The organism is Algoriphagus formosus (genome assembly GCF_002807035.1).
Lineage (GTDB): Bacteria > Bacteroidota > Bacteroidia > Cytophagales > Cyclobacteriaceae > Algoriphagus > Algoriphagus formosus.
The window spans coordinates 83,274-107,958 of the sequence record NZ_NIUC01000003.1 but is presented as its reverse complement, the minus strand read 5'-3'; the positions used below and the strand labels follow the sequence as shown (position 1 = coordinate 107,958).

The following is a 24,685-nucleotide window of genomic DNA, read 5'->3' as shown; positions in this document are numbered from 1 at the left end:
AATCAATTATTTAGCGTAATTTCTTGACTGATAAATCCTCCACGTGTGGAAGACAGTTTGATTTTTCCGGTGACTTCTTCATCCATATTTACTTCAACCCGGAAGGTCACTTTCTTTGTCTCTCCTTTTCCTGTATGTCCTGCATAAATTGTCTTATCATACAGCTCAGGAGATGTTATTTTCACTTTGGCATTTTCATACCCTTCCATCAGTTCCTTATCAAACTCCAGCGAGACTCGATCTTCCTGAACAATCTTAACCAATTTGGCTTGCTCAAGGGCTACGGGTAATCCACCTACATTGGTCCAAGAAAGAGAAACCTCAAATACACCATCGGATATTTTTTTGACCTCTGGGGCCTCTACTTTCAATTCAGGTAGTCGTTGAGCCATAGCCAAATTAAACAAGGCTTGCTTTCTAGCCCAATCCTCAAGCTGCCAAGGTGGACCATTTTGTCCAAAGAATTTAGGGTGAAAACCTCCAATCTCTACTTCGCCCAATTCAGGATGGGTAAAAGGTGTCCAAGATTTAAATCCACGGCCTCCGTTTTCCTCTTCATCCCATACCAGACCATCATAGTCATCATAGACCCCATCCCCATTATAATCTTTCATAGCCCCGTTGTTCCAGAGCTCATCACCATACCAAATGCTTCCGAAATAAAAGTAGCCAAAGTCAGGACCATGACCGAAAAGCGGAGAAGGCTTGAGTGGATCACCTGTCAATCGATTGACTTTGTAGCGAGTAGAATAAGTCTCATAGACATCTCCAGCCCATGGATAAGCCGTATAGGAAAGTCCAAGCTCATCCATTTCCTTGTAAATCGCCAAATCTTCAGGATACATCCGCTCCTCACTTTTGGAAGTTGATGGTGGACGAAGGTGCATGGGAACACGTGTATCCATGGAGTTGACCACAGAAATATTGGGATGGCTTAGAATCCACAATACAGTAGAGCGGGTTTCTGCTTCACTTAGTGGGTATTGACCGGCACCATATTGAGTGTAGCCTCTTCCTGTAAGGTCTCCTCCGATATCCGGACGCCAATTTTCAGGGTAATTTCTATGAAGGTCCAAGCCTCCTACCCCATCTTCATTGTAATCTCCATCTCCATCATTGTCGATTCCTTCGGTGAAAACTAAATAATCACCTTGGCCGGCAAAAACACGCTTCATCAACTTGCCGGATGGATGGTCGGGATTCACAATATAATTTGCTTTTTTCTTTTCCTCCTCCGTAACGGCCTTTTTGCGCATTTGATATATGATCCCATCTCCATCAAGATCTTCCTCGGGATCTTCGTCCACCAAACCATCTCTATCATTATCATGAGGTCTCACGGTGCTTCTGTTTCGCTGAGCTGAAAAAAGATACAGGTTGGAACCATCCGGATTATTTTGTGGCCGGAGATAGATTGCTTTGGTGTCAATTAGATGAGTGATTTCTTCGTCCTTTCCGTAGTTTTCCAATAGGTGCTTGGTCAGCCAAAGAATAGATTCAGAGGAAGTGATTTCACCTGAATGTCTCCCTCCTTCGAAATAAGCAGCAGGTTTATCAGTATCCTTTCCTGTCTCCTTATTGGTGATCGTCATTTGGTAAATGGGCCTACCTTCAAATGAATAGCCGATCACATATAAATCTGTGATTTCTGGAAAGGCTGCAGCCCATTTTTCGTACCAATGGTACATCACATCAACTGTGTGATACTTATCAAAAGTCAGTTGGTCACCGGGGGTATACTCCACTTCTGGGAAAACCTCCTTTTTGAAAAAAGAAGGACCATGGCGTTCACCAGATACAGTGTAGTATTTTCCTTTTGAGTCTTTTTCAGGATAGGCTTTATCCTTTCGGAACTCCTTGACTTGGGCAAATCCCTGCCCCAAACCAAAAAAGGCTAGGAGTAAAAGTGTGAGTTGCTTATACATATTGGTGGCATTTTATTACTTGGCTAAGGTAAAAAAGCCAAGAAATCGATTCACCACCGTTTAAAAAAAAATGTAGGAGAATTATTCTTTACGGATTGTCAATTCGAAAGTCGTCGAATTGTAAGTTGGATATCCTGGCACAGCCTTGCAAGCAGGCAATTTCCTGATTAAATAATCCATCCGCTCTTGAGTACCCTTATCCAATTCAGTGACAAACTCATAACCACTGACTTTTCCTCTAAAATCCACCTTGACCAAGACCTTTACCTCTTCATACTCTCTTGACTTTTTGGTACGGAACAAAAATGGAGAGTAAGAGTCAATCATGTCTAAGGTATACTCTGGCCAAACCCAACTAGAAGCAAGATCGCGAGCAATCTCTTTTTCCTTCACTGTCAAAGGCAAATAGGTCACTTCTTCGGAAGAAACTATGTCCTCTTCTAAGTTTTCATAAGCTAAATTCCTGAAACTAACCTTATTGTAGTTTACTTCAGCTTTGGAAACAATGCTTGCTGCCTGTGCGCTTGAAGGCTGAATAGGGTGAACACTAATCAATGTTACACTTAAAAACGCTACAAAAATCTTGATGGATAGGGCTGTTTTTGTCATGATTCTTAAAGGATTGCTCAAAAATACATTAAATTTTTTTTCGAATACAATTTTTTGCATTTTAAATTTCACAAAGCCCAAACAAAAAAGTCCTGCCACCGGCAAGACTTTTTTCAGAATATAAACCCAAATATAACTTTAGAGATTAAAAGTCCGATTTTTAGCTGAAAATTCGGATTTTATTAATCACTTCAAAATTAAAAATAATCAAAAGCAATTAAATCCAAATTTTTTAAACGTATTCAAATCGGCTACAAATAAAAAATAAAATCAATTCAATTACAAATTGAAAAAATAATTTTGCATTATTTTGAACAATCTCTAATTTACAGGCAGTTTCGTTAAAAATCATCTAAAAACTATCTAAAAAGATGGACAAAAATTCAGATATCGATAATATAGATTTAAAAATTATCTCCTTACTCAATGAGGACGCAAAGACTCCCTACACGGAAATAGCCAAAAAAGTCTTTGTCTCATCCGGGACGGTTCACGTCAGGATGAAAAAGCTAGAGGATATGGGGATTGTGAAAAGTGCCACCTTAAATATAAACTTCACCAAACTTGGATATGACATCGCGGCTTTTTTGGGAATCTATCTCGAGAAAAGCTCCCTTTACGACACCGTCATTGAGCGACTCAAAGAGATATCTGAAGTTGTCAGCGCCTATTATACCACAGGCAACTATTCCATTTTTGCAAAAATCATCTGCCGAGATACCAACCACCTCAGAATGGTTCTGGACAAAATTCAAAAGGTAGAGGGCATAGACAGAACGGAAACCTTGATCGTTCTTGAAGAAAGTATCAATCGCCCGATTCAATTTTTCGATAAAGAAACAAAATAAAAATACTATTTGGACTAAATCTAAATAAAAAATTATCCTGTTTAAAAGCCTCTGTTGGGGCTTTTTTTTATTTTTATTTAAACTGAATTTCAGCGTTTTTCTGCTCATTTTCATTGACAAACAGCATCCCTGATAGAATTTTCGTATAACCGGGAACATTATATTTTGATTATAAGTTGTACCTTCGCAAGCAAAATGTAATTAGTCTAAATAACTCGCCCCATGAGCAAAGACAATCAGATTTTAGAAGAGTTTACATCCAAAGAATATGAGCACGGCTGGTCCGTCAATTATGAAGCAGATGAAGCTCCTTTAGGCCTTAATGAAGAAATTATACGATGGATTTCCGCCAAAAAAGAAGAGCCACAATGGCTTTTGGATTGGCGCTTGAAAGCTTTTCGCGCTTGGGAGGCTATGGAAGAGCCTGAATGGGCTAACGTCACCTACCCAAAGGTGGATTTCCAGAAACTTCGATACTATTCAGCTCCAAAGCAAACCAAAAAGCCAAAATCATTGGACGAAATCGATCCTGAATTATTGGCCATTTATGAGCGCCTAGGGATTTCTTTGAATGAGCAAAAAAGGCTTCAAGGAATTGCTGTCGATGCAGTCTTGGATTCCGTGTCTGTAGCGACCACTTTTAAAGGCACTCTTGCCAAGTTGGGAATTGTATTCTGCTCCTTTAGCGAAGCAGTAAAAGAGCATCCTGAACTGGTGAAGAAATACTTGGGATCAGTAGTTCCCATGACAGATAACTATTACGCTGCTTTGAATTCAGCAGTATTTTCTGATGGATCCTTTTGCTACATTCCAAAGGGAGTCAGATGCCCAATGGAGCTATCTACCTACTTCCGTATCAATGCTGCCAATACAGGACAGTTTGAGCGAACTTTAATCGTGGCCGAAGACGAGTCTTACGTATCGTATTTGGAAGGCTGTACTGCCCCACAAAGAGATGAAAATCAACTTCATGCTGCCGTTGTAGAAATTTATGCAGGAGCACATGCTGAAGTAAAATACTCAACCGTACAAAACTGGTTCCCTGGAGACAAGGATGGAAAAGGCGGAATCTACAACTTCGTAACCAAGCGTGGAATCTGTGCCGGAGATCATTCGAAGATTTCTTGGACTCAGGTGGAGACAGGTTCTGCGGTGACTTGGAAGTACCCTTCTTGTATCCTTAAAGGAGACAATTCCATCGGTGAATTTTACTCTGTAGCTGTCACAAACAACATGCAGCAAGCCGATACAGGAACAAAAATGATCCATATTGGCAAGAACACTAAATCACGAATCGTATCGAAAGGTATTTCTGCAGGTAAATCTCAAAACTCCTATCGAGGACAGGTTCAAGTGATGAAACGTGCTTCCAACGCACGGAATTTTTCACAGTGTGATTCATTATTAATGGGTGATCGATGCGGGGCTCATACCTTCCCATACATTGATATCCAAAATCCAAGTGCCAAAGTAGAGCATGAGGCTACTACTTCTAAAATTGGAGAGGATCAAATTTTCTACTGTAATCAGCGTGGTATCAGCACAGAAGACGCAGTAGCCTTGATTGTCAATGGATACGCCAAAGAAGTATTGAATCAACTTCCTATGGAGTTTGCGGTAGAAGCTCAAAAGCTTCTTGCCTTGACCTTAGAAGGATCAGTAGGTTGATCTAGTAAAACCATTAGAAATAACACAACTATGCTAACGATAAAAAATCTGCATGCCGCAGTGGAAGGCACGCCTATTCTCAGAGGAATCAATCTCGAAGTCAAACCAGGTGAGGTTCACGCTATCATGGGACCAAATGGTTCTGGAAAATCTACGCTTGCTTCTGTTTTAGCGGGACGAGAAGAATATGAGGTTACAGAAGGAGAAGTAATCTTCAAGGGAAAAGATCTATTAGACTTGGCGCCGGAAGACCGTGCTAGAGAAGGAGTCTTTTTGGCATTTCAGTACCCCGTAGAAATCCCTGGAGTATCTTCTACCAACTTCCTAAGAACAGCCCTAAACCAAGTACGTGAATACCGGGGTCAGGAGCCTTTGGACGCAGTAAAGTTTCTTTCTTTGATGAAGGAGAAAATGAAATTGGTTGAGATTGACCAAAAATTGCTTAGCCGTTCACTCAATGAGGGATTCTCTGGAGGAGAAAAAAAGAGAAACGAAATTTTCCAAATGGCTATGCTAGAGCCTACGCTTTCCATTTTGGATGAAACAGACTCTGGTCTCGATATCGATGCACTTCGAATTGTATCGAATGGCGTCAACAAGCTGAAAAGCCCTGACACTGCTACTATCGTAGTAACTCACTATCAAAGATTGCTAGAATACATTGTGCCTGATTTCGTGCATGTGTTGTACAAAGGACAAATCGTCAAGTCAGGAACAAAAGACCTTGCGCTCGAATTGGAAGCGAAAGGGTATGACTGGATCAAAGAAGAAGTAGACGCTGCTGTATAAATCAATAAAAATGAGCACTTTAGTAAAAGAAGATTTATTTGAGAATTTGCTTGAAAGCGCTCCCGCTAACTTCACGGAAGCCAGACAGACAGCGAAAGACTTATACCTAGAATCAGGTCTTCCTGCTCCAAAGGAAGAAGAATATAAATTCACCGGAATCACCAAAAAGCTAGAAAAAAGTCTAAGTAACTTTAATCAAGCAAAGCAGCTTTCGGTAGAAGAGACCCTGATCAAAGAAACTGTTTTTCAAGGATTTGAGGGAGATGTTTTGGTTTTTTCCAATGGAAAATTCCTCCAGGAAGTATCTTCCTCGATCGAAGGCCTTGAAGTTTCTGATATTCTATCAAGTTCAGCGGAGATCGGCTCAATTGCTAAAGCAGAAAAAGATGCCTTTGCTGCTCTAAATCAAGCTAGCTTTTCAGGAGGAATCAGCATCAAAGTCCCTAAAAAGACCAAAGTTGAAAAGCCCATCTTGCTCCTCTCTTTCAATGGAGTAAATGACGGACAGGTTATCACGCCTCGATTCTGGATAGAAGTGGGTGATTTCTCAGAGGTCACTTTCCTAGATCAAAGTATCAGTATGGGAGAGGAAGCTTACTTTGTAAACAAGGTAGTTGAAATAAAAGGAGGACTAAACTCCCACATCAATTACTACAGACTACAAAACGAATCCAATCAGGCGATTGAGGTCAGCAATATTGAGACGGACATTCAGTCTGATGCCCGATTTACTTCTGTGAATATTTCTCTTTCAGGTGATATGGTTAGAAATAACCTTAGCCTAAACCTTCTTGGTAGCAACTCGGAAGGAAATATGTACGGGATTTACTTGCTGAATGGAAAAACGCATGTAGATAATCATACCAATGTGGACCACACAATTCCGCATGCTGAGTCAAATGAGATGTATAAAGGTATTTTTGATGCTCAGTCCCGAGGAGTTTTCAACGGAAAGATTTTCGTAAGACAGGACGCACAAAAAACCAATGCATTCCAACAGAACAACAATGTCCTTCTTTCTGATGATGCCATTGTGAATACCAAACCACAATTGGAGATTTGGGCAGATGATGTCAAATGCTCCCACGGCTGTACAGTAGGTCAACTTGATGAAGAGGCCTTGTTTTATCTACAAGCTCGCGGGATCGGTAAGGTTCAAGCCAAAGGATTGCTTTTATATGCTTTTGCTGGAGAAGTGATGGAGAAAATTGAGGAAGAAAGCTTTAAAAACCATGTTGTCGGACTGATCCAGGATCGTCTAGGCAGCAAATTCTAACATTACATGAGTTTTGATTTGGAAAAAATCAGAGGCCTGTTCCCTGTGCTTCACCAAGAAGTACATGGCAGGCCTTTGGTTTATTTTGATAATGCAGCCACTACCCAAAAGCCTCAGGCAGTTCTTGATGCTTTGAGGAATTACTACGAACACGACAATTCCAATATTCACCGAGGTGCGCACACCTTAGCAGATCGAGCAACACGCCATTACGAGGCCACTAGAGAAAAAGTCAAAGACTTTATCAATTCGCGAGAGTCTGCTGAAGTAATTTTCACTAAAGGCACCACCGAAAGTATCAACTTGGTGGCTCAAACTTTCGGAAGAAAGTTTATCGGAAAAGATGATGAAATCATTATTTCCACCATGGAGCATCACTCCAATATTGTGCCTTGGCAGATGCTGTGTGAAGAAAAGGGAGCCAAACTTCGAGTGATTCCCATTCAAGAAAATGGAGAAATTATCTTTGAGGAATTTGAAAAGCTGCTTAACCCAAAGACAAAACTCGTCAGCATCGTCCACGCTTCCAATGCTCTAGGCACGATCAACCCAGTCAAAAAAATCATCCAGGCGGCTCATGAAATTGGAGCTAAAGTACTTTTGGATGGAGCTCAATCTACCTCGCATTTAGAGATTGATGTGCAGGAACTAGACTGTGATTTCTTAGCCTTTTCTGCTCATAAGCTTTATGGTCCTACTGGACTTGGCGTATTGTACGGAAAGCGTGAAATTCTGGAAGAAATGCCTCCTTTCCTTGGTGGTGGTGAAATGATCAAAGAAGTCAGCTTTGAAAAGACCACTTACAATGAAATCCCTTTCAAATTCGAAGCTGGAACACCCAATATTGCCGATGTAATCGCATTTGGTCAGGCGCTGGATTTTATTCAGTCCCTCGGTAAAAAGCAGATCAAAGCGCATGAAGATGAGCTTCTGAGCTATGCAAATCAGCTTACCAAAGATATAAAAGGCTTCATCCCAGTGGGGACTGCAGCGGATAAAGTTTCGGTTCTTTCATTCAATATTCAAGGCATGCATCCTTTTGACGTGGGGCAAATGCTGGATGCTAGAGGAATAGCCGTGAGAACAGGACATCACTGTACACAACCTTTGATGCATCGATTTGGGATTGAGGGAACTGTACGGGCTAGTTTTGCTGTTTACAACACCAAATCCGAAATCGAAAATATGGCGGAAGGAATCGCCAAAATTGCTAGAATCAAAAACAAATGAGTAGCATCAATACCTTACAAGACGAAATTGTATCAGAGTTTGAAATCCTAGGTGATGATCGGGAATCTACCATTTTTTACATCATGGAGTTAGGTGAAAAGCTACCTCAATTTCCAGCTGATGAACAAAAAGACGAGAACTTGATCAAAGGATGTCAATCCAAGGTTTGGTTGATCGCAGACGAGGAGAATGGGAAGGTCAGATATTTCGCTGATTCTAACACTGATATTACCAAGGGATTGATTTCACTGTTGATTCGTGTATTGGATAATCGCAGCCCAGAGGAAATCATTCAGGCAGATTTGAATTTTATCGACCGAATAGGAATGGGAAGCATCATCGGAAGCCAGCGTTCCAATGGACTGGCCTCCATGATCCAACAAATGAAACGCTATGCGCTAGCGTATCAAACCAAATTGAACGCCTAACATGGAGGAAACCAAAACACAGACAAAAGAGAAGGTAATACAAGCCATCAAGCAGGTATATGATCCAGAAATACCCGTAGATGTCTATGAGCTCGGCTTGATCTATGAGATCACTGTATATCCTGTTAATAATGTGTATGTCTTGATGACTCTTACCTCACCGAATTGTCCCTCGGCGGAATTTATTCCTTCTGAGGTAAAGAATAAAATACAGCAGATTCAAGGTATCAACAATGTAGAAGTAGAGGTGACTTTCGATCCCCCCTACTCACAGGACATGATGTCAGAAGCTGCCAAACTTGAATTAGGATTTCTGTAAGTTTCAAATAATAAGTAAAGAATATGTATCCAGAAGAATTAATCGCACCGATGCGTGCAGAATTGACAGACGTCGGATTCGAAGAGTTCCGTACAGCTGATCAGGTAAGCGAGCACCTTAGCTCTGAGCATAAGGGCACCACCTTCGTGGTTATCAATTCAGTATGTGGTTGTGCGGCAGGAGCTGCAAGACCAGGTGTACGATATGCATTGGATAAGGCTGCAAAAAAGCCTAGTACACTTGCCACGGTTTTCGCCGGAAATGATCGCGATGCCGTCAATAAAATTAGAGAGATTGTATTGCCTTACCCTCCCTCTTCTCCAGCTATGGCCTTGTTCAAAGACGGGGAATTGGTGCACTTCATTGAGCGTCACCATATCGAAGGTAGAAACGCCCAGATGATCGGAGACCACTTAGTCGAAGTTTTCGAACATTTTTGTGATTAAAATTAGCCCTTCGGGGCTTTTTTTACGTTTGGCAAAAAAGATATACCTCCGAATAAAAAACTGTCCGTATATCACCTTGCAAAAAAGCCTTCCAACCAAGTGAAGAATACCAAAACAGGCCCTTATCCTTTAGCACAATCAAAATACACCAAGTGTAAATAATCCTAAATAAAATAGGGGATTTTGTTAACTTATGGGCGATTATCAAGTTTTTGAAAGTAGTAATCCAAAAATAAACCTATATGTCTGAATCCGTAAAGCTGTCCTATAACGGACAAGATTTTGAATTTCCTGTCACAGTGGGAACCGAAAACGAACCTGCTATTGACGTTGCCAAGCTTCGAGGCTCAACTGGCTTAATCACCCTAGATCCAGGTTATAAAAACACCGGTTCTACTACCAGTGCTATCACATTTTTGGACGGGGAAAAAGGTATTCTTCGCTACAGAGGATATCGTATCGAGGACTTAGCCGAAAAATCTACTTTTCTTGAAGTGGCTTACTTGCTTATCTATGGTGAGCTTCCCACTCAAGATCAATTTGAAGCTTTCTCCAGTGAAGTAACTCACCATACATTGGTGCATGAGGATATTAAGAAGATTTTGGACGGATTCCCATCCAATGCCCATCCAATGGGTGTACTATCCTCTTTGATCTGTTCCCTTTCTGCTTTTTATCCAGAGTCGCTTAATCCAAACAGATCCGAAGATGAAGTGAACTTGAGTATCATCAGGCTGATTGCGAAAATGCCAACTTTTGCTGCTTGGGCATATAAAAATGAAATGGGACATCCAGTAAACTATCCAGACAATACCTTGGATTACTGTTCCAATTTCTTGAAAATGATGTTTGCACTTCCTGCTGAGAAGTATGATGTAGACCCAGTGGTAGCAAAGGCTTTGGATCAACTTCTAATCCTTCACGCTGATCACGAGCAAAACTGTTCTACCTCTACTGTACGAATTGTAGGTTCTTCCCAGGCATCTATTTACGCTTCTATCTCTGCAGGAATCAATGCTCTTTGGGGACCACTACACGGTGGCGCTAACCAATCAGTGATCGAAATGCTTGAGGCGATCAAAGCCGACGGTGGAGATGCTAAAAAGTATTTAGACAAGGCGAAGGATAAAAATGATCCTTTCCGTCTTATGGGCTTTGGACACCGTGTTTACAAAAATTTCGATCCGCGAGCTCGAATCATCAAGAAAGCTGCTGACGATGTGCTAGAAAAGCTAGGTGTTAAAGATCCAGTTTTAGATATCGCGAAGGAACTCGAATATGCTGCGCTAAATGATCAGTACTTTATCGATAGAAAGCTTTATCCAAACGTAGATTTCTACTCAGGAATCATCTACCGAGCACTAGGTATTCCTACCGACATGTTTACGGTGATGTTTGCCTTGGGTCGTCTCCCAGGATGGATCGCTCAGTGGAAAGAAATGCGTGAGAATGGAGAGCCAATCGGAAGACCGCGTCAGGTCTATGTTGGTGCAAACGAGCGCGACTACGTTTCCATGAACAAGCGATAAGCTTTATTGACCAATATCAAAGGCCAACTCCAAAAGTTGGCCTTTTTTATGCCCTATCTTTGAGCATAATTAGAATTCTAAATCATTTTATCCAAGTACATAAATGAAACCAACTACACTTGAAGAGGCAGTAGCGATTACCAAGAAATTCACCTCTAGACCTTCAAATGAAGAACTTTTGAAATTATATGCCCTTTACAAACAGGCTACAGAAGGTGATAATGAAACCGAACGTCCAGGAGGATTTGACTTTAAAGCAGCTGCCAAGTACAATGCATGGTTGAACCTGAAAGGACTTTCCAAAACTGAAGCTGAAAGTCAGTATCTGGAGCTAGTCGAAAAACTATCCGAAAAACATATTTAAATTTTGAGCCCGGTAAAACGGGCTTTTTTATTGGAAGTTTTTCCTCCCAAACCACTCCGCCAAAGATGACCCAATCAAGAGCTGCTGGAAATGGTAAAGCATCACCGGCAGTAAAACCAATCCCAAAACAGCCGGATCTGGAAACATGACTTTTCCAATAACCACTCCATGTACCAAGGATTTTTTGGATCCACAAAAAAGCGCCGTTATCCTATCCTTGATTGAAAAACCGAGAAAACGTGAAACCAACTCAATCGACAATAGCACCATCAGAAAAAGTATGAGCATCAAAAAAGCTATTTTCAAAAGACTTAGCCAGGAATAAGGTTGAAATATTTTCTGATAAAAGCTATCTGAAAAAGCGGTAAACACAATCATCATTATAATCGCCTGATCAAGATACTTCAGTCTTTTAAGATGCGATCTGATCAATGGAAATAACTTTCCGTGCAATAAAACACCCGCAAAAACCGGCAAGATGACCTTAATGGTCAAGTCCACAAAGGTAGGCCAGAAATCCACCTCACCCTGTCCGAGGTTTTCAGCCAAAATACCCATCCAGGCAGGTGTAATAACCACTCCTAGTAAACCTGAAATACTTGCATTGAAAATGGCGGCAGGAACATTTCCACCCGCAATATTTACCATCACCACAGAGGCACTGACCGTGGAAGGCAAAGCAGCTAAATAACTAATGCCCAACTCAAAATCTTGATCGACCCAGGGCAACCATCTGAATATCAATAGAACTAAAAAGGGAAAAACAATGAAGGTGAAAAGCTGAATCGTCAGATGCAATTTCCAATTTGACAAGCCCTCCTTTAGCTGCCTTGGATTTAGCTTGACTCCGTATAAGAAAAAAACCAATGCTATCCCGCCATTGATCCAAGGCTTCCAATGAATAGGGCTTTCTGAACTTCCTAATTTTGGAAAAAGCCAAGCCAAAAAAATGGCTAAGATCAAGCCCAATAAAAAGGTATTGAATCCGACTTTCTGGAGCAGGTTTTTGACTTTTTTCATTTCCCGGAGGTAATTCTTTTGAGATTGTCACAAAGAATAGCTGTGGCAACCGCTACATTGAGTGACTCAGCTTGACCGAAAGCAGGAATAGCTAGCTTTTTGCTGATTAAGGGTTCCAGCTCTTGAGAAACTCCATTTGACTCATTCCCCATCAATAAAACTCCCTGTTCGACAGATTGGATAGAATGAACATTCTCTCCATCCATAAATGCTCCATAGACGGGTAAATTCAACGCTGTCAAAACTTCTGCTAAATCACAATAGTAAAAATTAACCCGTGTGAAGGAACCCATCGTTGATTGTATCACTTTAGGATTATAGAAATCGGCCGTTTGCTTAGAAAAGAGCAAATTTTTGATTCCATACCAATCAGCGATGCGAATGATCGTACCCAAATTGCCCGGATCCCGCACATCGTCTACAGCGAGAACCCAATCTGAGGATTGAATTTCCGGCAATTGATTTTCTTTCATTCGGACCAAAGCGATTGCAGAGTCATTACTCTGATACTGGCCCATACTTTCGAGTTGTGCCGGAGTAGCAAGCTCAAAGGATACCTTAGCTTGGTAGAGCCGGTCTCCATAGGTATCCAAGAATTCTTGAGTTGCATAAACACAATCGGTCACAAAGGAGGATTCCAATAGCTCCAAAACGCTTTTTCTACCCTCCACAAAGAACTGCTGATGGGCAATTCGGTATTTCTTTTGATGTAAGGATTTAAAAAACTTAATTGTATTTTTGCTTAGCATGTCGTCTGATTACACCATTTTGAAGAGCTCCAAATATATACTTTTTCTTTTGCTGCTTGGACTATCATTTGGATGCTCACTCACCAAAAATCTTCAGGAGAATGAATATGCGCTTTTTGAAAATGAACTAAAAGGCATCGAAAAAGCCGATGAAGAACGACTGTCTGCTCTTCTTCAGCCTGAAACGAACTTTCGAATTCCTCTTCTGAATGTTTCTCCGGGCGTATCCATTTATCGAATTGGCCGTTCGTTTTTCGACAGTAGCAAAGTGGCAGAAAAAAGAAAAAACTTTGAGGCCGAACTCCAGTCTTTAGAAGAAAAAGAGGAGTTTGATTCTTTAAGCAGAAAAGAAGAAAAACGTATCGAAAAAGTCTCTGGCCGAATTGAAAGTTTGAAGTACAAGGAAGAATATGGGAATGGACTCATGCGAACAGGCAATCCAGTGACACGCTTGGATTCCACCGCTATCAAAAACACGACCCAAAATCTTTCAGGTTACCTTAACAACAATGGTTTCTTTGAATCAAAGGTAGATTTTGAGGTAAAGACCAAAAAGAAAAAAGCCTATGTCACTTACGAAATTGAGGAAGGGCCACTCTACCTGATCGACTCTGTCTACACCCGGACAGACAACGAAGAAATCATCAAACTACTCAATCAATCAAAGCAAAGAAGCCTTCTAAAAACAGGCAAAGCTTATGCTCAGGATGATATTACTGCAGAGAGAAACCGAGTAGAAGAGCTCCTGAAAAACAATGGTTTCTACATGTTTACCAAGACCTATCTAGAATACCTGGTCTATATGGATACTGTCGCAAAGACCGTTAAAATCAGTCAGGAAATCCAAAAACCAACCTTTGCTGAAAAACATAGAGTCTATTCCTTGGATGAAATCAACTTTCGCGTCAACCCACCGTCCAACGAATTTGCTGACCAGCAGGTGAATGTAGAGTACAATGGAATTGATTTTTCCTTTTATAGAGACAGGTATTCTGAAAAGATTCTTGATTCAAGAGTCCTGTTCGAAAAAGGGAGTACCTACCAAAGAAATATGGTCATAGAGAGTCAAAAACAGCTCAGCAATCTTGACTTATTTCGCTTTGTCAATATCACTTTCGACACCTTAGGCAACTCACTGACTGCTAACATATTCACTCAGCCAGCAGAAAAATATCAATTAACCAATCAGGTAGGTCTAAGCATTACAGAGCAGCTACCGGGGCCATTTTTCAGTACTTCCCTTCGAAACAGAAACTTTTTTAGAGGAGGTGAAATACTTGAATTTAATTTCAGAGCAGGTTTGGAGGGAGTGGCATCAGCAACAAATCAAGGCGTTTATCAAAGTCGGGAACTGGGTATCTCTTCTTCAGTGATTTTTCCTCGGTTTTTAGTCCCTTTTTACCCATCGAGCTTAAGAAAATTCGGACGATATAACCCTAACACCCGAGTGCAGATTGGTTATAATTATACCAACCGGCCTGAGTATACACGAACCAGTTTCAACGGAAAACTCGCCTACACATGGGCTACCCTGAATAATCGGCAGCAGTTCACTGTGAATGTCGCCGATCTAAACTACATTCAGACTCCTGCCATTACTCCAGAGTTTGGAGAAATCCTACAAGATCTTGCCAATCAAGGAAACAATCTGATTTGGTCATTTTTACCTTCCTACATCAGCAGTATTTCAGGCCAGTCTATTATTAATTTCAACAGCTATGGAAACTTCAGGAACCGTCCCTCCTCCATGCTAAGACTTTTTGTAGAAAGCGGCGGTACGCTATTAAATTTTCGGGATATACCAACAAACAGTGAGGAAACCGAAATCGCAAATTTCCAGTGGTTGAAGTTACAGGCAGACTTCAGGAGATACTATCCTTTGGACGAAAAACAAACATTGGCCTACCGGCTAAACTTTGGAATAGCCCAACCTTATGGTGTCAGTAATGGGATTCTTCCTTACGAAAAATATTTTTTTGCGGGAGGTGGTACTAGTATCCGGGCTTGGCAAGCAAGACGACTTGGCCCCGGTAGCTCAAACCCTCGAAGAGGTCCCGAAGGTGAGTATGATTACCCTTTTGAAGAGCCAGCAGAAATGATCATCGAATCCATGCTGGAATACCGGAGAAATTTATTCAGCTATTTCGACATGGCTTTATTTTTGGACATCGGAAATTCTTGGGTCATCGGAGTGGATCAAACCAGACCGGGAGCAGACTTCCGTTTTGATCGATTTTACAAAGAACTGGCAGTAGGTTCAGGTATTGGACTCCGAATGGATTTTGATTTCCTGATTATCCGATTGGACCTTGCTACGAAAGCAATTGACCCAGCTCAGCCTGAAGGAGAGCGTTGGGTTTTAGACAATATTTCATTCAGACGACCTTTTGGGGTCAGAGGGCAGACCGTATTCAATTTTGGGATCGGTTACCCTTTCTAAAATTAGTTATGGCTAGAAAAACAAAAGAAGAAATAGCGCTGATTTACCAGCAAATGCAGGATCATATTTGTGCCAAACTCGAAGAATATGACGGTCAGGGCCATTTTCTGGAAGATAAGTGGGACCGTGAGCAAGGAGGTGGCGGGAGAACCAGGATTTTCCAAAATGGTCAAATAATCGAGAAAGGTGGAGTGGCTTTTTCTGCAGTTCATGGACCGACACCTGAAAAGATTTTGGCGAAACTGGGGCTTGAAAAAGCTGACTTTTTTGCCACTGGAGTTTCCATCGTTTTGCATCCATTTAGTCCTATGGTTCCGATCATCCATATGAATATCAGGTATTTCGAAATGGATAATGGTGTTCATTGGTTTGGTGGAGGAATTGATTTGACTCCCCACTACATTGTGCCTGAAGATGCCCAATACTTTCATCAGGAAGTGAAAAAGACCTGCGACGCATTTGACCAGACTTACTACCCAAAATTCAAAACATGGGCAGATGATTATTTCTATTTGAAGCACCGCAACGAAACTCGGGGGATTGGAGGAATTTTCTATGATCGCCTTTCGGGTAAATCAGATGATGAGTTTGAGCAAATCCTTCAATTCAGCTTGGCTTTAGGGCGGCTCTTTCCTGAGGTCTATGGTCATTTTATGAAGAAAAACTCCCGCATCAGTTTTGGGGAAAATGAGAAAAAATGGCAGAGCCTCCGCCGTGGTCGCTATGTGGAATTTAATCTTGTGTGGGATGCAGGTACTAAGTTTGGACTAGATACAAATGGCCGAACAGAGAGTATTTTGATGAGTATGCCTCCACAAGCCGAGTGGACCTACATGCATGAACCTACTGTAGGAAGTCAGGAGGAGTTTACGCTGAAGCACTTGAAGAAAGATATTGATTGGCTAAACTTTCCTACATGATTGAGCAATTGTCAATTTGGGACGAGCAGCTGTTTTTATGGCTAAATTCCTTTCATACTGATTGGCTTGACCCCATTGTATTTCAGCTTACAAAAACCGTCACCTGGCTCCCTTTATTCTTATTCTTGATCTATAAGATTTATCGCTATGACCCCAAAAACAGTTGGTGGGTCTTTGGCGGGGTTGCTCTGACCATATTATTTGCGGATCAGGTTACCTCAAGCTTTATGAAGCCCTTTTTCGAGCGACTCCGACCCTGTCACGATGCACGCTGGGAAGGCTTGATTCACAATTATGAAAGATGTGGCGGGCTATATGGATTCGCATCCTCGCATGCTGCCAATACTTTTGGCATGGCCACTTTTCTCAACTTAAAAATGAGAAAGAAAGTCCCTTATTTCGGTTGGCTTTTCTTATATGCAACTTTGGTCAGCTACACTAGAATCTACCTTGGAGTGCATTATCCATTAGACCTGCTGGTAGGAGCATTGATTGGAATGGCATCAGCTTACCTTGTTTGGTTTTTGATTGTCTATGTAAAACGAGAGGTAGTCAAAAAAATCCTTCGATAATTGAATTCTGCAAATAAGAGTTAAGGGCATTTCATTGCATTATTCAAAGCTTCCTGATAATTTCACAAAAAACCATCAACATTATCATGAAAAGAATCAAATCACTCCTGACACTCGGCTTAGCCTTTAGCTTTCTAGTAGCCACAACATTGACGTCCTGCGGTGGCAAAAAAGAAGAAAGTCAAGAAGCTGCTACTGAACAACCTGCTGAAAGCAGTGAGCATCCCTCTGACGGAGGCGAGCATCCTAGTGATAGCTCTGAACACCCATCTGAAGGTGGAGAACATCCATCCAATGAGCATCCTGACAATGATTAAATAAAAAACGGGTCTTAGAAGACCCGTTTTTTTGTTTTAAGAATTTTCACTTCTCTGGAAGGTGAACTTTGATGGCGCTTTGACTTCCTTACCATCGATCTCCAGATAGGGAAAAGCTATAAAATTAATTGGGCCTTCTTGTGGGCCGGGATTTACTTGCAAATCACGTCCCCTACTGAGTTCAATTCGGTTGGCCGGATGCCTTCCAAAGTAATAAGTTGCCAAGGCGGTATACTTATTAGCCTCTGAAATATCCACAGGCCACCACTTTCCATCTGCATAAAATTCCGCCCAACAATGGTAACCATCAATTCCTCCCTCATTCCTATCCGAAGGGATAGAAGCTCCGATTGCAAAGCGAGCAGGAATATCTACAGATCTAGCCAAGGAAATAAAGAAGGAATGAAATTCTGAACAATTACCAGTTTTGGAATCGCAAGCGTAGTTCGAATCGCCGTTTCCATAGTCACCAAATTTCATGTACCGCATATTGTCAATGATATAATCATACAATGCTCGTGCTTGGATAAGCTTGGAATCATTGATTTTCGGCCCTAGTACCTCTTTAGCAATCTCTTCAAATCGACCACCTTTAGGCATAAGACGATTGGAAGCAAGGTATAAATCTGGATTCGGGCTTGGTGCCTCATAAGGTCCTTTTTCCTTCCGCTTGACAGCGTAAGAAAGCTTGATTTCCTTGCCACTGTCTGTAGGCCCTAATTCAAAATAGACAAACTTATTACCATATTCCTGATCTTCTATTTCCACCGTCTCACCCGCAAGTTGCATTTCCAATACTTCCACTTGCTGATAATGATCTGAGATAGGAACTGGAACCCACATTCGTGCTTCCGATTGAAGCTCAGGAACACGCACATGATAAAAAAACTGGAATTCATCACTTCCCTCTACTACACCCAATAATCGGTTGGTAGACTCCTCTAGAGCTACTCGATACCAAGTTTTATCTTCTTTATTTTGCTTCCATGAGTAGAATGGCTTCCCATTGAGCTTGTGCACGGTAGTTTCGGTGACGGTCATAGCACCGGGCTTTCCTTCCATGAAAAAGTCCACATCATATACGTCTCCACTTTCATCCACCAAGTCTACACAAGCAAAGTGTCTTTCAGGGCCAAGATTTGAAAGATATTCTGTATGTACTCTGACTAATTTCATTTTCAAATCATGATTCTCATCCTTTACCGGAAAAACCCCTCCGTTTTCAGTTGTTTTCTGATCGATAAATGCCTTAATCCCAGCTTCAATCTCTGCAATAGAGACTTTCTCAATTTTTTGAACTGATTCTTTTTCTTGCTCCTCGCTCGATTGACAGCTTGTGAAAATTACAATTAAGCCCAGAAGCAATACGATAGGCAATGAATTAAACTTGAACATAGAATGGTGAATATCTTTATTTTCAAAGGTAGAAAAATTCAATGAAGCTCGTCAAAAGCAGTATCCAATGTTAAGTTTTTGGCAATCGGGAAAAACTTAACATACATTTTGCCATGTTAAGTAAATATTATCTTATCATTGCGCGATCATTAACAAGAGCGGAAAATTGAACCCGATATACCTTTTTGTAGTCATTGCAATCTTAATTATTATTGCTGAAGTGGTACAAAGATTGATGAATAGCAATAAGCAATAGAGTAAAAAGTAAAAGTTGTACATAGAAAAGCTGGACTATACGATAGTCTGATCACCCCTAAAAACCTGACCCTCAATGGTCAGGTTTTTTTTTATTTCTGCGAAAACTCCATTCACACAAACTTGATCCAAAAGGAGTTTTAATCACTACAGAGGTTAAAATGTAATCCATAAAATGATCACAATTTCTTTCAAATTAATCCCAAAAAATAAAGCCTGATATTTTTTTCAGGCCTATCGATAAACTTTCAATAATTTCCATACATTTGCAATCCGTTTGGGGAGCAAAGCTCATCAAATCTCGGGGTGTAGCGTAGCCCGGTCATCGCGCCTGCTTTGGGAGCAGGAGGTCGCAAGTTCGAATCTTGCCACCCCGACACTTAACTTGCCAGCAAAACTTGCTGGCATTTTTTATTTAGGGCTACTTATCTTTTCTAAACCAAGAAAACCAAGCTCGCTTGCCCGTTGAGTTATCTTGGACAGGGACAGCATCACTAAGTAAAAAACCAAATGCCTCCAGCCCAGAGGACCTTTCCAAGGTGATTTTCAAAACTCCTACCAATGGAATGAAAAGAACCATTCCGGATATTCCCCAAAGCCATCCTCCTAAAAGAATTGCCAAAATCACAGCGAGGGCATTGACTTTGACATGTGAACCCACTACCCAGGGGGTGATAATATTATTTTCGAGTAATTGGATACCCCAGAGAACTCCGAAGGTCATCAAAGGATAAAGCATGGAGTCCGTGGTGAGAAAAACATATAGAATCGCAAAAAAAGAGGACACGAATACGCCTACATAGGGAATCAAATTAAGAATAGCTATGAAAGCGGCGAACAAAAGAAAATATTTCACTCCGATCAAGAAAAAGAATAAGCCCGATAAAACGGCCACAATCAAAGTCACTAAGATCATTCCCGTCAAATAAGACTGTATGACCTTTCCAGAATCCTTCGCCCAGGTGAGAATCCTTTCTTTGCTTTTTTCTGAATATTTAATCAAAAAAGTCACGAAAAAATCCCGGTAATACATCAATAAAAAGATATAAAGCGGGATAATTCCAGCCAAAGTCAAGGATTTACCAGTAGCAAAAAGTGTTTCATTTAGATTCTCAATTTTTACTACGGACCACAACTCTTCCTGATTCTGAGGATCAAACACTTTTCGCCCAAGTAGCCCTTCCAACTGTTCGACATAAGCTCCAATCTTCCTATTGAAATTCTCTCCAATTTCCGGAATGTCTTTGACCAAACCGATCATCTGATTCAATAGCACATAGACTATTCCTCCGGCTATCAGAGTCACAAGCAGGATACTCATAATAATGGAAATACTCCTTGGCAGACCTCTTGAATCCAGCCAATCAGCAATGGGAGAAAGTGCAAAAGAAAAGAAAACTCCCCATACCAAAGGGACCAAGATAAACGACCCTTCTCGGAGTACTAAAGCCCCGAAAACCAAAACAATCAGAAATAAAGCAGTTCGTTTTAGACGTTCCATTCTTTACTAGTTTACCTTTGAAATATACCCATTCCGAAAGGAAATACTCCCCTATGATCAATTTTCCCTCCTAGAATATTTCAAAAAAAGCTATTTTCACCACATGTCTATTTGATTGAAGCTGCTTATAGACTTTTGAAAAGCTAGAAAATACCCTACTCTTGAATTTAAAATACCCTAAACCTATGAAGAAGGCCCTGTTCCTTATTTACTTCTTTTCCACTCTTGCTTTTTCGCAAGTAGACACGTTGACTGTCAGAAGTGAGATAATGGATAAAAACCTAAAAGCCGCGATCACGCTACCTGAAGGATACGCTGAATCGAATACAAAATATCCTGTAGTATACCTTTTACACGGAGGATTTGGGGCATTTTCTGACTGGCATCAAAAAGTCACGGAACCAGGACTCGTTCCCAAACTCGCCGACCAATACCAACTAATCATAGTCACGCCAGGAGTAGGTCCTTCTAGTTACTATTATGATAGTCCCATGATGGACAGTGTGCAGTATGAAAGCTACATTATTCGTGAATTAATCCCATTTATTGACCAAAATTATCGCACACTAGACCAAAAAGAATCCCGAGCCATCACCGGGCTTTCAATGGGGGGCCATGGCGCGATGATGCTGGCTGCCAAGCACCCAGACCTTTTCACAGCCGTAGGCACGATGAGTGGTGTGATGAATATCGATACCCGACTTTGGAAAGTACCTGAGGACTTCAGAAATATTCGCGTAGGACAGCAAAAAGCTATGCTGGGAGCTAACCTCAACTATGACGCCCCTAACTTCAATCCCTACACGGTCATGGGACTATTGGATCAGCTTAAGCAAAACGGCCAAGATATTTTAATTGATTGTGGAGTGGACGATTTTCTGATAGAAACCAATCGTCAACTTCACCAAGCACTTCTTGACCGAGAAGTACCTCACGAGTACACCGAAAGACCCGGAGCACATACCTGGCAGTATTGGACAGAGGCCCTACCAGTTCACATCTTATTTTTAAATCGCCACCTAAGTCGAGAATAGTCTTTAATTTCACACCTTTACCACCCCTTCCAAACCTAGCAAATTGATTCATGACAAAATTTGATCAGATAAGACCTTTTTACGACGCCGAGGCAAATGCTGCTATTTTGGAAATTGTCAACAACCCCATGCTGATAGCCATGATGGAGTTTTCTTTTCCGGAGGACAAAACTGGACAATGGAAAGAGTTGATGAAACGCACGCATTCCCTTAGAGACTTTCAGATCAATTTTATTTATCCCGGGCTGATGAAAGTTTTGGAAAGGAGTTCGGATGGACTAAGCACCTCTGGGTTTGAAATATTAGAACCCAATACCGCCTACCTCTTTATCTCCAATCATCGCGACATCATCCTTGACACTTCCTTATTGAATGCCTGTCTCTATGAAAAGGGGCTCGTCATGACCACTTCGGCTATTGGAGACAACCTGATCAAAAAGCCTTTTTTGAAGACCCTTTCGAGACTCAATAGAAATTTTGCGATACGCAGAGGACTCAAAGGGAGGGAGCTACTGGAAAGCTCGCAGATCGCTTCGGAATATATTTCCAATTCACTCCTCCACGAAAACCGATCCGTATGGATCGCTCAGCGAGAAGGAAGAACAAAGGACGGAAATGATGTCACTCAAAAAGGAGTCCTCCGCATGTTGACTTTGGCTGAGAAGGATGCAGATGCTTTCCAGTATTTCAAAAAAATAAAAGTGGTCCCTGTTTCCATCTCTTATGAATATGACCCGACGGACAAACTTAAAATCCCACAACTGATCGCTAAGGCTCGCGACGAAAAATACATTAAAAGCGAAAATGAAGATTTTTTAAATCTCATGAGGGGCATTATCGGTACCAAAAAGCGCATCCATCTATCCATCAATGGAGTCTTGGATAAGGAAATTGATGAAATCGACCAAAAAGATGGCTCGCTCAGTGACAAGCTTAGCGACTTGGCTACTGTCATTGATCAAAAAATATGGGACGGCTATAGACTTTGGCCAAGCAATTTCATAGCGCACGATATGCTACATCAAAAAAATGAATTTGCTGAAGAGTACAATAGGGAAGAGAAAGAGGCCTTTGAGAAGCGAATCGAAGAAAAAATTGATTCTAAAAACCCAGAAGAAGTACATAACTATTTGGCTATGTATGCCAACCCCGTGAGTAACAAGAAGCAATTGAGCACAACATCCAGCGCCGGTTCCTAACAAATACAACTATGTCGGTCATCCCAATCCTGATTTTCCTACAGTCGATATTTGCTTACCCTGTAAACCAAAAGAATATAGAGGTGGGGCAGATTATCACACCTCTCGGTGAAATCTTGATTATGTTGGATGAGCGCACCCCTCGGCATCGTGAAAGTTTTATCGAGCTGGCAGAAGCAGGATATTGGGATTCATTGACCTTTAATCGGGTGATTCCAGATTTTGTCGCTCAAGGTGGATGCCCAGATACCCCAGAAGGATTTAATGACCCGGAATATCTCTTAGAACCGGAGTTTGATCCTTCCCTTACCCATGTCTACGGTGCTGTTGGAGCCGGACGAGATAATAATCCAGATAAGCTTTCCGCCCGATGCCAATTCTACATTGTTGAAAATAAAGAAGGATTACATCGCCTAGATGGGGATTATACGGTATTCGGGAAGGTCATTCAAGGCATGGATATCGTTGAAAAAATTGTCCGTGTGTCTCGGGATGAAAATGATCAGCCGCTCGAGGCTATTACTTTGGATGTAAATATCATTGAAATCTCTCCCCGCCAACTAAGAAAAACCCTAGAGACTCAGTGAGGCATAGTCTCAAGCTTATTGCTTTAATTATAATTAAAAGCAAATAAGTCTGATTTTGAGGAAAATTCTTTTTAAACTTAAAACATAGAGTTAGCTCTTAGGATGACTCACTTCTATCATCTTGAGCCATCAAGATGTCAGTTTTTATTGGATCAACTAGCATATAAACCTAAAACCATGAATTCCCCCCTAAAAATTTTAGTAATTGGATGTGGAAATATGGGGGCGTCCCATGCCGCCGCCTATGATAAAATGCCTGAATTTGAAATCTGCGGATTAGTATCTCGAGGTAGCAGTAAAGAAAAATTGAATCAAAAATTGATTGGCAACTACCCCCTATTCGATGACTATCAGAAAGCATTGACAGAAACAAAACCTGATGCTGTCTGTATCTCGACTTATCCTGACACGCATGAAGAAATTGCCATCAGGTCTCTCGAGCAGGGCTGTCACATTTTTATCGAAAAGCCACTTGCCGATACTATTGCAGGCAGCGAAAGGATCATTCAAAAAGCTAAAGAGTCCAATAAAAAAGTAGTGGTCGGCTACATACTCCGTCATCATCCCTCTTGGATCCGATTTATCGAAGAGGCTCAGAAGCTAGGCAAACCACTAGTCATGCGAATGAACCTCAATCAGCAAAGCCATGGAGTCATGTGGGATGTACACCGGAGTTTGATGAAAAGCCTGAGCCCAATAGTCGATTGTGGGGTACATTACATCGATGTCATGTGTCAAATGACCCGTTCCAAGCCAGTAACTGTATCAGCCATCGGAGCACGATTGACTGAAGACATCGCACCTGACAATTACAATTATGGTCAACTCCAAATTCGTTTTGAAGATGGCTCGGTCGGCTGGTATGAAGCCGGATGGGGACCGATGGTCTCAGAGACAGCATTCTTCATCAAGGATGTCTTTGGTCCAAAGGGCGCTGTATCGATCGTGGCAAAAGACGCCGGAGGATCGGGGAAATCCGACGATGTGGACTCCCATACCAAAACAGAATCCATCCGTGTTCATCACGCAGAGATAGACTCCAAAAATCACTTCACCAAAGAAGATGAATGGATTGATATGAAAGATGAGCCTGGACATCAAGAACTTTGCGACAGGGAACAGGCCTATTTCCTAAAGGCAATCAATGAAAATATAGACTTGACCGATCATCTTGCCGATGCCTTAAACAGCTTGAAAATAGCCTTCGCATGTGACGAATCTGTCAAAACAGGGAAAATAATAACGTTGAAGTAGCGTGATTTTTT

At 41.3% G+C, this 24,685-nt stretch carries 24 protein-coding genes and 1 tRNA gene; 19 read left to right on the top strand and 6 right to left on the bottom strand.

All coding sequences use genetic code 11. The features are described from left to right. Nucleotides 1-2: 2 nt before the first annotated feature. Together CDH51_RS15915 and CDH51_RS15910 are read right to left on the bottom strand one after the other, a co-directional pair. Nucleotides 3-1,925, bottom strand: coding sequence for a M14 family metallopeptidase (locus CDH51_RS15915; RefSeq protein WP_100629546.1), 1,923 nt, complete (start codon nucleotides 1,923-1,925; stop codon nucleotides 3-5). Between the two features lie 81 nt (nucleotides 1,926-2,006). Further along, on the bottom strand, nucleotides 2,007-2,534 hold the full coding sequence (locus CDH51_RS15910; protein ID WP_133390120.1) for a hypothetical protein: 528 nt from the start codon (nucleotides 2,532-2,534) through the stop codon (nucleotides 2,007-2,009). Nucleotides 2,535-2,905: 371 nt separating this feature from the next. Between CDH51_RS15910 and CDH51_RS15905 the strand changes: the two genes are divergently transcribed. The 10 genes from CDH51_RS15905 (at nucleotide 2,906) to CDH51_RS15860 (ending at nucleotide 11,431) form a co-directional block, all read left to right on the top strand. Beyond that, nucleotides 2,906-3,382 (top strand): Lrp/AsnC ligand binding domain-containing protein, encoded by a 477-nt coding sequence (locus CDH51_RS15905; protein ID WP_024283199.1) that lies wholly within the window; start codon nucleotides 2,906-2,908, stop codon nucleotides 3,380-3,382. A gap of 222 nt (nucleotides 3,383-3,604) precedes the next feature. Beyond that, nucleotides 3,605-5,050, top strand: coding sequence for a Fe-S cluster assembly protein SufB (gene sufB / locus CDH51_RS15900; protein WP_026944720.1), 1,446 nt, complete (start codon nucleotides 3,605-3,607; stop codon nucleotides 5,048-5,050). A gap of 30 nt (nucleotides 5,051-5,080) precedes the next feature. Then, nucleotides 5,081-5,839: a Fe-S cluster assembly ATPase SufC gene (sufC, locus tag CDH51_RS15895; RefSeq protein ID WP_100629544.1), complete on the top strand. Its 759-nt coding sequence runs from the start codon at nucleotides 5,081-5,083 to the stop codon at nucleotides 5,837-5,839. A 10-nt stretch (nucleotides 5,840-5,849) separates the two neighbouring features. Beyond that, nucleotides 5,850-7,115 carry a Fe-S cluster assembly protein SufD gene (gene sufD / locus CDH51_RS15890; RefSeq protein ID WP_100629543.1) on the top strand — a complete coding sequence of 422 codons (1,266 nt, stop codon included), beginning with the start codon at nucleotides 5,850-5,852 and terminating at the stop codon, nucleotides 7,113-7,115. A 6-nt stretch (nucleotides 7,116-7,121) separates the two neighbouring features. Beyond that, complete coding sequence (locus CDH51_RS15885) at nucleotides 7,122-8,345, top strand: cysteine desulfurase (RefSeq protein ID WP_100629542.1); 1,224 nt, start codon at nucleotides 7,122-7,124, stop codon at nucleotides 8,343-8,345. Beyond that, nucleotides 8,342-8,773: a SufE family protein gene (locus CDH51_RS15880; protein WP_100629541.1), complete on the top strand. Its 432-nt coding sequence runs from the start codon at nucleotides 8,342-8,344 to the stop codon at nucleotides 8,771-8,773. Before CDH51_RS15885 ends, CDH51_RS15880 begins: the two co-directional genes overlap by 4 nt. A 1-nt stretch (nucleotide 8,774) precedes the next feature. After that, complete coding sequence (locus CDH51_RS15875) at nucleotides 8,775-9,092, top strand: iron-sulfur cluster assembly protein (protein ID WP_024283205.1); 318 nt, start codon at nucleotides 8,775-8,777, stop codon at nucleotides 9,090-9,092. Between the two features lie 23 nt (nucleotides 9,093-9,115). Next, nucleotides 9,116-9,538, top strand: coding sequence for a BrxA/BrxB family bacilliredoxin (locus CDH51_RS15870; RefSeq protein WP_024283206.1), 423 nt, complete (start codon nucleotides 9,116-9,118; stop codon nucleotides 9,536-9,538). Nucleotides 9,539-9,780: 242 nt separating this feature from the next. Continuing rightward, on the top strand, nucleotides 9,781-11,067 hold the full coding sequence (locus CDH51_RS15865) for a citrate synthase (RefSeq protein WP_026944715.1): 1,287 nt from the start codon (nucleotides 9,781-9,783) through the stop codon (nucleotides 11,065-11,067). Nucleotides 11,068-11,170: 103 nt separating this feature from the next. Continuing rightward, nucleotides 11,171-11,431 carry an acyl-CoA-binding protein gene (locus CDH51_RS15860; protein WP_024283208.1) on the top strand — a complete coding sequence of 87 codons (261 nt, stop codon included), beginning with the start codon at nucleotides 11,171-11,173 and terminating at the stop codon, nucleotides 11,429-11,431. A 27-nt stretch (nucleotides 11,432-11,458) separates the two neighbouring features. Here the strand turns inward: CDH51_RS15860 and CDH51_RS15855 are convergent, their stop codons facing one another. Together CDH51_RS15855 and CDH51_RS15850 are read right to left on the bottom strand one after the other, a co-directional pair. Continuing rightward, a complete protein-coding gene (locus CDH51_RS15855) occupies nucleotides 11,459-12,451 on the bottom strand; it encodes a bile acid:sodium symporter family protein (RefSeq protein ID WP_100629540.1) in 993 nt (330 codons plus the stop codon). Then, a complete protein-coding gene (locus CDH51_RS15850) occupies nucleotides 12,448-13,200 on the bottom strand; it encodes a TrmH family RNA methyltransferase (RefSeq protein WP_100629539.1) in 753 nt (250 codons plus the stop codon). The genes CDH51_RS15855 and CDH51_RS15850 overlap by 4 nt, the downstream gene beginning before the upstream one ends. Here CDH51_RS15850 and tamL point away from each other — a divergent pair. From tamL to CDH51_RS15830, 4 genes are all read left to right on the top strand, one after another. Continuing rightward, nucleotides 13,199-15,640: a translocation and assembly module lipoprotein TamL gene (tamL, locus tag CDH51_RS15845; protein WP_198514327.1), complete on the top strand. Its 2,442-nt coding sequence runs from the start codon at nucleotides 13,199-13,201 to the stop codon at nucleotides 15,638-15,640. The two genes, CDH51_RS15850 and tamL, sit on opposite strands and share 2 nt — an antisense overlap. 8 nt (nucleotides 15,641-15,648) lie before the next feature. Continuing rightward, nucleotides 15,649-16,560, top strand: a complete 912-nt coding sequence (gene hemF / locus CDH51_RS15840) for an oxygen-dependent coproporphyrinogen oxidase (protein ID WP_100629538.1) — start codon at nucleotides 15,649-15,651, stop codon at nucleotides 16,558-16,560. Next, complete coding sequence (locus CDH51_RS15835) at nucleotides 16,557-17,132, top strand: phosphatase PAP2 family protein (RefSeq protein ID WP_100629537.1); 576 nt, start codon at nucleotides 16,557-16,559, stop codon at nucleotides 17,130-17,132. Before hemF ends, CDH51_RS15835 begins: the two co-directional genes overlap by 4 nt. Nucleotides 17,133-17,218: 86 nt before the next feature. Then, nucleotides 17,219-17,449, top strand: a complete 231-nt coding sequence (locus CDH51_RS15830; RefSeq protein ID WP_100629536.1) for a hypothetical protein — start codon at nucleotides 17,219-17,221, stop codon at nucleotides 17,447-17,449. Between the two features lie 36 nt (nucleotides 17,450-17,485). Here CDH51_RS15830 and CDH51_RS15825 read toward each other — a convergent pair whose 3' ends face one another. Continuing rightward, the gene (locus CDH51_RS15825; RefSeq protein WP_100629535.1) at nucleotides 17,486-18,844 is read right to left on the bottom strand and encodes a transglutaminase-like domain-containing protein; all 1,359 of its coding nucleotides are present in this window, start codon (nucleotides 18,842-18,844) and stop codon (nucleotides 17,486-17,488) included. 557 nt (nucleotides 18,845-19,401) lie between these two features. Between CDH51_RS15825 and CDH51_RS15820 the strand changes: the two genes are divergently transcribed. Further along, nucleotides 19,402-19,476: transfer RNA gene (locus CDH51_RS15820), tRNA-Pro, on the top strand. Between the two features lie 44 nt (nucleotides 19,477-19,520). Here the strand turns inward: CDH51_RS15820 and CDH51_RS15815 are convergent. Then, nucleotides 19,521-20,600 carry an AI-2E family transporter gene (locus tag CDH51_RS15815; protein WP_100629534.1) on the bottom strand — a complete coding sequence of 360 codons (1,080 nt, stop codon included), beginning with the start codon at nucleotides 20,598-20,600 and terminating at the stop codon, nucleotides 19,521-19,523. A gap of 185 nt (nucleotides 20,601-20,785) precedes the next feature. On the opposite strand from CDH51_RS15815, the gene CDH51_RS15810 reads away from it, so the two are divergent. From CDH51_RS15810 to CDH51_RS15795, 4 genes are all read left to right on the top strand, one after another. Continuing rightward, complete coding sequence (locus tag CDH51_RS15810) at nucleotides 20,786-21,634, top strand: alpha/beta hydrolase (RefSeq protein WP_100629533.1); 849 nt, start codon at nucleotides 20,786-20,788, stop codon at nucleotides 21,632-21,634. A 50-nt stretch (nucleotides 21,635-21,684) separates the two neighbouring features. Continuing rightward, entirely contained in the window at nucleotides 21,685-22,833 is a 1,149-nt protein-coding gene (locus CDH51_RS15805; protein WP_100629532.1) for a 1-acyl-sn-glycerol-3-phosphate acyltransferase, read from the top strand. 11 nt (nucleotides 22,834-22,844) lie between these two features. Further along, complete coding sequence (locus CDH51_RS15800) at nucleotides 22,845-23,420, top strand: peptidylprolyl isomerase (protein WP_100629531.1); 576 nt, start codon at nucleotides 22,845-22,847, stop codon at nucleotides 23,418-23,420. 177 nt (nucleotides 23,421-23,597) lie between these two features. Continuing rightward, complete coding sequence (locus CDH51_RS15795; protein WP_100629854.1) at nucleotides 23,598-24,674, top strand: Gfo/Idh/MocA family protein; 1,077 nt, start codon at nucleotides 23,598-23,600, stop codon at nucleotides 24,672-24,674. Nucleotides 24,675-24,685: the final 11 nt, after the last annotated feature.